General features: G+C 41.6%; 6 protein-coding genes. All 6 read left to right on the top strand.

Going from position 1 to position 7,623, the window contains the following annotated elements:
• Positions 1-192 precede the first annotated feature (192 nt).
• The 6 genes from ACYVLS_RS09560 (at position 193) to uvrB (ending at position 7,277) form a co-directional block, all read left to right on the top strand.
• Positions 193-834, top strand: coding sequence for a helix-hairpin-helix domain-containing protein (locus ACYVLS_RS09560; protein ID WP_460323944.1), 642 nt, complete (start codon positions 193-195; stop codon positions 832-834).
• An 86-nt stretch (positions 835-920) separates the two neighbouring features.
• Complete coding sequence (locus ACYVLS_RS09555; RefSeq protein ID WP_460323942.1) at positions 921-1,406, top strand: ComE operon protein 2; 486 nt, start codon at positions 921-923, stop codon at positions 1,404-1,406.
• A 5-nt stretch (positions 1,407-1,411) separates the two neighbouring features.
• The gene (locus ACYVLS_RS09550; protein WP_460323946.1) at positions 1,412-3,763 is read left to right on the top strand and encodes a DNA internalization-related competence protein ComEC/Rec2; all 2,352 of its coding nucleotides are present in this window, start codon (positions 1,412-1,414) and stop codon (positions 3,761-3,763) included.
• Entirely contained in the window at positions 3,760-4,785 is a 1,026-nt protein-coding gene (gene holA / locus ACYVLS_RS09545) for a DNA polymerase III subunit delta (protein WP_460323940.1), read from the top strand. The genes ACYVLS_RS09550 and holA overlap by 4 nt, the downstream gene beginning before the upstream one ends.
• A gap of 159 nt (positions 4,786-4,944) precedes the next feature.
• On the top strand, positions 4,945-5,196 hold the full coding sequence (gene rpsT / locus ACYVLS_RS09540; RefSeq protein WP_460323938.1) for a 30S ribosomal protein S20: 252 nt from the start codon (positions 4,945-4,947) through the stop codon (positions 5,194-5,196).
• 89 nt (positions 5,197-5,285) lie between these two features.
• Positions 5,286-7,277 (top strand): excinuclease ABC subunit UvrB, encoded by a 1,992-nt coding sequence (gene uvrB / locus ACYVLS_RS09535; protein ID WP_460323936.1) that lies wholly within the window; start codon positions 5,286-5,288, stop codon positions 7,275-7,277.
• The last annotated feature ends 346 nt before the right edge of the window (positions 7,278-7,623 follow it).

The raw sequence follows: 7,623 nt of genomic DNA, 5'->3' as shown, positions 1-7,623 counted from the left end.
TAAAAGATTTAATACTACTGTATGAACGTTAGAGATATTCAAGTTATTGAACCGCCGTATACGAGAACCGTACGTACGGTGGTGTGAGAGGTCGACTAGTCAATTAATGACTAGTCTCCTACTCGATAAAAAGTGAGATTTAAAATAAAAAGATAATATTATATATAAGGTGCATGAAAGGAGGATGACGATGTGGAAAAGGTAAAGCAGTATGGTCTGCCAATAGCAATTGTCTGTATCAGCTTGTCAGTTATGCTGGGTCGGTATGTATTTTCGGATACGTCAACAGATACAATCAGTAATGAAGAAGAAATAGCTGAAGTAAGTATGGCGGATTTACTGGAAATGGAGCACAGCTTAGAAGAAGAGGTGGAGACAGGTGAACGGGAAGTGGAAGACTATCCCTTGCTGGTAGATGTTAAGGGAGCTGTCGTTTCACCGGGGGTGTACGAATTGACTAAAGGGGAACGAGTTGATCATGCGATTAAAAAAGCCGGGGGTTTAATAGCAGATGCAGAAGCCAATGCGGTTAATTTTGCAATGCACCTAACGGATGAGATGCTGATATATGTGCCTTATAAGGGAGAGGAAGTCACTGTCTCCCTTGTCAGTCCAGAGACGACGGAAGAGAAGGCTGACCAGTTAATTGACATTAATACAGCTGATCTCACTCGTCTGCTTGAATTAAACGGTATCGGTCCTCAAAAGGCCCAGTCTATTATCGATTACAGGGAGGCGAATGGATTATTTAAAACCATAGATGAACTGACAGACGTTTCAGGTATTGGAGTCAAAACTCTTGAAAAAATTCAGAATCAGATAACGGTAAACTGAAAACATGATTGAATCGGTCCCATGCCTCTAGTATACTGATTAAAAACTTAAAAGAATACCTATTGAGTTGAATGGAGAGATTGAAAATGAGTGAACGCATTCCATGGAATCAGTATTTTATGTCCCAGAGTATGCTGCTGTCCATGCGCAGTACCTGCAGCAGATTAGCTGTTGGTGCAACCATTGTCAGAGACAAACGAGTGATATCAGGCGGATATAATGGGTCTGTCAGTGGGGATGTCCATTGTATTGATGACGGCTGCTATGTGGTGGACGGTCATTGTGTCAGAACTGTCCACGCTGAAGCAAACGCACTTCTGCAGTGTGCAAAGTTTGGCGTCAAGACTGAAGGAGCTGACGTTTATGTCACACATTTCCCCTGTCTGCAATGCACTAAGCAGTTAATACAAAGCGGCATCAATAAAATATTTTATCTGGAAGATTACCACAATCATGATTACGCTGTCGAGCTGCTTAAACGCGCAGGCGTTAAAACCGAAAAAATATCTGTACCTTCTGAATTTTTCAAGAGCATTGATACTGTATTTTATAAACCTGAAACTAATGAGTAGACTTTATTAAGGGGAAACTAGTTTTTCCTGCTATTCTGTTATTTCTCTATGTAACAGCCGTCCAACTGTCCAGCTGGATGTTTCTTGTTATATGTTTAGTTTTGCTGATAAGACTGGCATTATGGGAAGACAAATCACTCGCTTATCTTGCTCTTTTGCTGATTGCGCTTAGTGTCCTTCAAACATTTGCCAGCCAAGAGGGTCTGTACTTTGAGGAAGTATCTGACACGCCCTATATTATTGAGGTCAAACAGACGTCCTGGAAAGTTGACGGCAATCAGTTGAAATTTCAGGGGGCTATAAAAGATTCCCAGACCACTCAAAAAGTCATGGTTCACTACACCATTAAAACTGAGAGTGAAAAAGAACAACTTTTCCGGCCTTATAATAGGGTGGTGTCTACCGGAGTGTTTCGAAGTCCCTCTCAGGCAACCAACAGCAAGTTATTTGATTACAAACTGTATTTAGAGCGGCAGAATATCAAACAGGTTCTTTATGCCGATCTGCTTCTTGAAATGGACAGTTTGCCGGTTTTCCACGAAAGAACTTACTTTCTTGATTCTCTGAGAATGAGAGCCTTGGCATACAGTGACATGGTTTTTAGTTCAGTCACCAGTCTGTATGTTCGAGCACTTTTGTTTGCGGACAGAAGTGCATTGTCGGAAGAAGTCATTCAGTCATTTAGAAATCTCGGCCTTATGCACCTGTTGAGTATATCCGGCCTACATATTTCTTTGTTACTGGGAGGATTGAACAAAGCTGTTCTGAAAATTAGAGTCACCCGTGAAAGCAGTCTAACATTACAGCTGGTGTTTTTACTCGTTTACGCTGTATTTACTGGATTGGGTGTCAGTGTTTACCGGGCATCTGTCCAGCACGGAGTAAAAAACCTGTATGACTTAAGAAAGCAGTCTATCCATACACTGGATTGCTGGAGCGTAGCCTTGATTAGCCTGCTTCTAATTAATCCTGCAGTTATACTAACCGTAGGCTTTCAACTTAGTTTTCTAATGAGTTTCCTGATTATCCTGCTTTCCGGACAGCCCTTCTTCAGGTCATTGTCATTATTTACGCAATATGCAGTATTAAACGGCATTCTGTTTATTGCTTCAATTCCAGTTCTAAGCTACCATTTTTTTGAGTTTTCCCTGGGAGCGCTGCTGTTTAACAGTATCTATATACCGTTTATTTCTTTACTGCTGTTACCCGGCTTGATTCTACTATTTGCTTTATCACCCCTTCTAAGAGGTACGGCAGTCTTTTTAATCCTTGATCAGCTATTGTCGGATGTAATCACACTAATGGAATCACTGACCTATGGGATAGAAGAGGCAGCTTCTCTTGTTTTCGTTTCAGGTCGATTACCAGTGGCAGTAATGGTTTTATGGGCACTGACAGGCATTCTTCTACTGCTTATGATGGAAAAACGGATGAGCTGGCTGTCCGCTTGCCTATTTGTCATAGTATTTATCAGTCTAGCTGCCTCGAACAGGCTTACGCCTTTTGGAGAAATTATTATGATTGATGTGGGTCAGGGAGATGCTATTTTAATAAAAGAGCCTTTCAATAGAGATGTTACATTGATAGATACAGGTGGCGCGGTTAACTGGAGAGAGTATGAAGAATGGGAAGTGAAGCAAAGCCAGTTTGCGCTGGGTAGCCATGTCCTCGTACCATTAATGAAAAGCATGGGTATTGATAGAATTGATACTGTCCTGATTACACATCTCCATTATGATCACTATGGAGAATTAGCCAGTATGGCTGAGCATATTCCTGTGTCATCAATTGCCGGAACCACTGAGACCTTAACTGATTCGTCTTTTCATGAACAGCTGAACAGAATGAATATGGAACGGACCAGCTTTAACATTATTGACCAGTCAGCAACAGTAAGTTTCTCTGACCGGCTGACAGTGCTGAAGGACAGCTTAAAAGACAAAGAAAATATCAACAACCAGTCTGTTGTACTCATTGGTAAATATGGTAAACTTGTATGGATGTTTACGGGTGACATAGAGTTCGAAAGAGAAGAACAACTCTTGAGAGACTACCCCGGCCTGGAGGCAGATGTACTGAAAGTTGCCCACCACGGAAGTTCCAGTTCAACTACCGAAAAATTTCTTGAACAGATTGGACCCGAATATGCTTTGATTTCAGTAGGAGAAACGAATCGCTTTAATCACCCTCATGATGAGGTGCTGTCCAGATTAAAAGAAAACACGAGTGAAACATATAGAACAGATCTACATGGCAGTATTCACTATAGGTTTTCAGATTACAGGCTACTGGATAATTGGGTGAGTAAATATGGACAGAATTTCTGGACGAATTCGTCACAAGGAGACTATGAATGAAGACAGTAGAAAAAACAATCAAGGTCATAAAAAAAGAAGAACTGAAGCCTTGCTACCTTATTTGGGGAACTGAAGAGCTGCTTATCGAGAGGCTGCTGACTGCTTTTAACGATCGAATGAAACAGGACGATGAAGATCCTAACAATACCATTCATTTTAATCTAAATGACTCCACAGTGGATGATGTTATTCATGAAGCGGAGAGTTTTCCATTTTTTGGACAGAAAAAGTTGCTGGTGGTGCACGACAGTTATATCTTTAGTGGAAAAAAGGCGCCGGCCGGACTGACACATACTATAGAAAAGCTGGAGGCATATGTTAATAACCCATCAGATTTTTCGGTACTGGTTTTTCTGGCACCATATGAGAAGCTCGATAAACGTAAAAAAATTACAAAAACCATGCTGAAAGCGACAGAGGCACTTGAAGTCAATCCGGCTTCTGGTAAAGAGACAAAGACCTATCTTCAGGAATTCTTTGCCGATAAAGGCTTTACGATTGACAATGAACCACTGGAACTGCTACTTCGTCTGACGGACTATAATTTGTCGCTGGCCATGAGAGAAGCAGAAAAACTGACGACCTATCTGTATGGAGAAAGAGAAATAACGGACGACTCGGTTCGGAAACTGGTTTCTAAATCTCTGGAGCAGAATATATTTGACTTAAATGAACGTCTGCTCAATAAGCGTGTAAAGGAAGCAATCGAGTTATATCAGGATCTTCTTACACAAAAAGAAGACCCGATAAAAATACTGGCTCTGATGATCAGTCAGTTCAGACTGCTGATACAAGTGAAAATACTTAAAAGCAAAGGATACCAGCAGTCAGATATAGCTTCGATACTGAAGGTACACCCGTATAGAGTGAAACTGGCTGGCCAGAAAGAAAAGCAGTTTTCACAGTCTGCCTTATCACAAGCGCATCATCTGCTGATTACAGCTGATTACGAAGTGAAGACTGGAAAGATAAATCCTGAACTGCAGGTAGAGTTATTTATCTGGCAATTTGCAAACTTGTAGACGTATTTATAAAGTGCTGAAAGTTTTCATTGAAAATAGATTCCAGATGTTGTAAAATGGGGAATGTTGAAGAAATCAACCGTTATGGTTATTATCGCAAGAGTATTCGTACACCGCAATGTAACCAGTAGATTAAAATGAAATAAGGAGTGTTTACCTATGCCAAATATGATTCAGACAATCAAAAGACAGAGACAAGACGTTAAAAAGAGACAAAACAATCAAGGGCAAGTTACTGCTATGAGAACTGCCAAGAAAAACTTTTTAGCTGCTGTAAAAAATAACGATGACAATGCACAGGAGTTATATGTTGAAGCTGTTAAAGCTATCGACAAAGCTGCTTCAAAAGGTCATATCCACGAAAACAAAGCTGCTAGAGACAAGTCTCTTTTAAGCAAAAAATTAGCATAATAACCATTAAAGTATTCTCTAAGACGCTACAGTCTATGAGGATACTTTTTTTATGATAAACTAAGTAAAACGTTAAAAGGAGAAACATAATGGCTCAAGACTCTTTTAATCTGAAATCATTATACAAACCAAGCGGCGACCAGCCGGAAGCTATAAGAAAGCTCGTCAAGGGAATCAATGAAGGACAGAAAGAACAGGTCCTATTAGGCGCAACCGGTACAGGTAAGACCTTTACCATGTCCAATGTTATTCAGCAGGTAAACAAGCCTACCCTTGTCATGGCGCATAACAAGACACTTGCCGGTCAGCTCTATACAGAGTTCAAGGAGTTTTTCCCGGATAATGCCGTGGAATACTTTGTCAGTTACTATGACTACTATCAGCCGGAAGCTTATGTTCCATCAACGGATACATTCATTGAAAAAGATGCGAGCATTAACGACGAAATAGACAAGCTCAGACACTCTGCCACCAGTTCTCTGCTGGAAAGACGTGATGTGATTGTAGTAGCCTCTGTTTCCTGTATCTATGGACTGGTTAATCCAGAGGACTATCGCGAACACGTTCTTTCTCTGAGAACCGGCATGGAAATCACACGCGAAGCTCTTCTCAAACGACTGGTGGAGATGCAGTTTGAACGGAATGATATTGATTTTCAGCGTGGCCGATTCCGTGTCCGGGGCGATATTGTTGAGATTTTCCTTGCTTCCCGTGAAAGTGAAGCTGTCCGAGTAGAATTTTTCGGAGACGAGATAGACAGAATCAGAGAAGTGGACGTCCTGACTGGAGAAGTAAAAGCCGATTTGTCTTTTGTTGCGGTCTTTCCGGCCACTCACTTTGTATCAAATGATGAGCAGACCCGCTCTGCGATAGAAGCGATTCAAGCCGAGCTGAAAGTCAGACTGGAAGAACTGCATAGAGACAATAAACTGCTGGAAGCGCAGCGGTTAGAGCAGCGGACAAACTATGACATTGAAATGCTGATGGAGATGGGCTACTGTTCAGGGATTGAGAATTACTCACGTCACATGGATGGACGACAACCCGGAGAAGCACCCTACACGCTATTGGACTTCTTCCCAAAAGATTCCCTGTTCATCATTGACGAGTCACATATTACCATGCCTCAGATAAGAGGGATGTACAATGGTGACCGTGCAAGAAAACAGCAGCTGATCGATCATGGTTTCCGTCTGCCAAGTGCACTGGACAACCGACCACTCCGCCTGGAGGAATTCGAAGAACGTGTGCCTCAGATTAATTATATTTCCGCTACGCCGGCTGATTATGAAATGGACCGTTCCAGTCAGGTTGTGGAACAGATAATCCGTCCGACTGGTTTGCTGGATCCGATTATCGAAGTGAGACCGATTAAAGGTCAGATTGATGATTTAATCGATGAAGTAAATAAACGGATTGAAAAAAATGAGCGTGTCTTTATCACAACGTTAACAAAGAAAATGTCGGAAGACTTGACGGACTACTTAAAAGAAATTGGTATCAAGGTGCAGTACTTGCACAGTGATGTTAAGACGCTGGAAAGAACACAGATTATCCGTGACCTGCGAGTCGGCAAATACGATGTGCTTATTGGTATCAATCTGCTTAGAGAGGGCCTGGATGTCCCGGAAGTTTCGCTGGTAGCTATCCTGGATGCAGACAAGGAAGGCTTCTTAAGAAGTGCCCGTTCCCTCATCCAGACCAGTGGACGAGCTGCACGAAACGAGCAGGGTCGCGTTATTATGTATGCGGACCGCATTACTGATTCGATGAAAAAAGCCATTGATGAGACGGAACGTAGACGTACCATTCAGAAGGAATACAACGAAAAGCATGGTATTACGCCGACAACAATTAAAAAAGCTGTCAGAGACCTGATTAAAATTTCTTCAGTTGTTGAGGACGAAGAGAAGGACTTGTCTGAAGAAACGATCAAACAGCTGTCACGTGAGGAACGCAATGAACTAATTGAAACAATGGAACTGGAGATGAAAGAAGCTGCCAAGAATCTTGAATTTGAAAAAGCAGCAGATTTAAGGGATGTCGTTATGGAGCTTAAGGCAAAATATTCCAAAAAATAGTATTTTACGTTGACTTTTCATTTTGAAACCTTTAGAGTTATTTTTAGTTGAATAGTATTCCTTTAAAAGATAGTCCCGTGAGGCTAAGAAGGAGAAGCGGAATCTTTCAGCGTACCTGTGAGTACGAGGAGATTCGTTAAATGGGTGGACTGTATTGTTTACCTGTTTTGCCTGAACGTATAATTGGCAGCACTCTTATCTTAGATGGATAAGAGTGCTTTTTTTATGCACTTGGAAAACCCCCGGCTATGCCGGGGGTTCAGGAAAGCTTTCAGCGTGGGGTCAAAAAAAGCCTCACTTCATGATAAGATAAAGTTGGTTTCCCGACCACTCTTTCTCATCAATG

Source organism: Alkalibacterium psychrotolerans, from assembly GCF_054784355.1.
Note: the sequence above shows the minus strand (reverse complement) of the source record. Positions and strands in the feature narration are given on the sequence as shown.

Excerpts from the sequence above, each read along its gene's own strand:
- ACYVLS_RS09555 (WP_460323942.1), top strand. The coding sequence starts at position 921 with ATGAGTGAACGCATTCCATGGAATCAGTATTTTATGTCCCAGAGTATG.
- holA (WP_460323940.1), top strand. The coding sequence starts at position 3,760 with ATGAAGACAGTAGAAAAAACAATCAAGGTCATAAAAAAAGAAGAACTG.
- rpsT (WP_460323938.1), top strand. The coding sequence starts at position 4,945 with ATGCCAAATATGATTCAGACAATCAAAAGACAGAGACAAGACGTTAAA.
- uvrB (WP_460323936.1), top strand. The coding sequence starts at position 5,286 with ATGGCTCAAGACTCTTTTAATCTGAAATCATTATACAAACCAAGCGGC.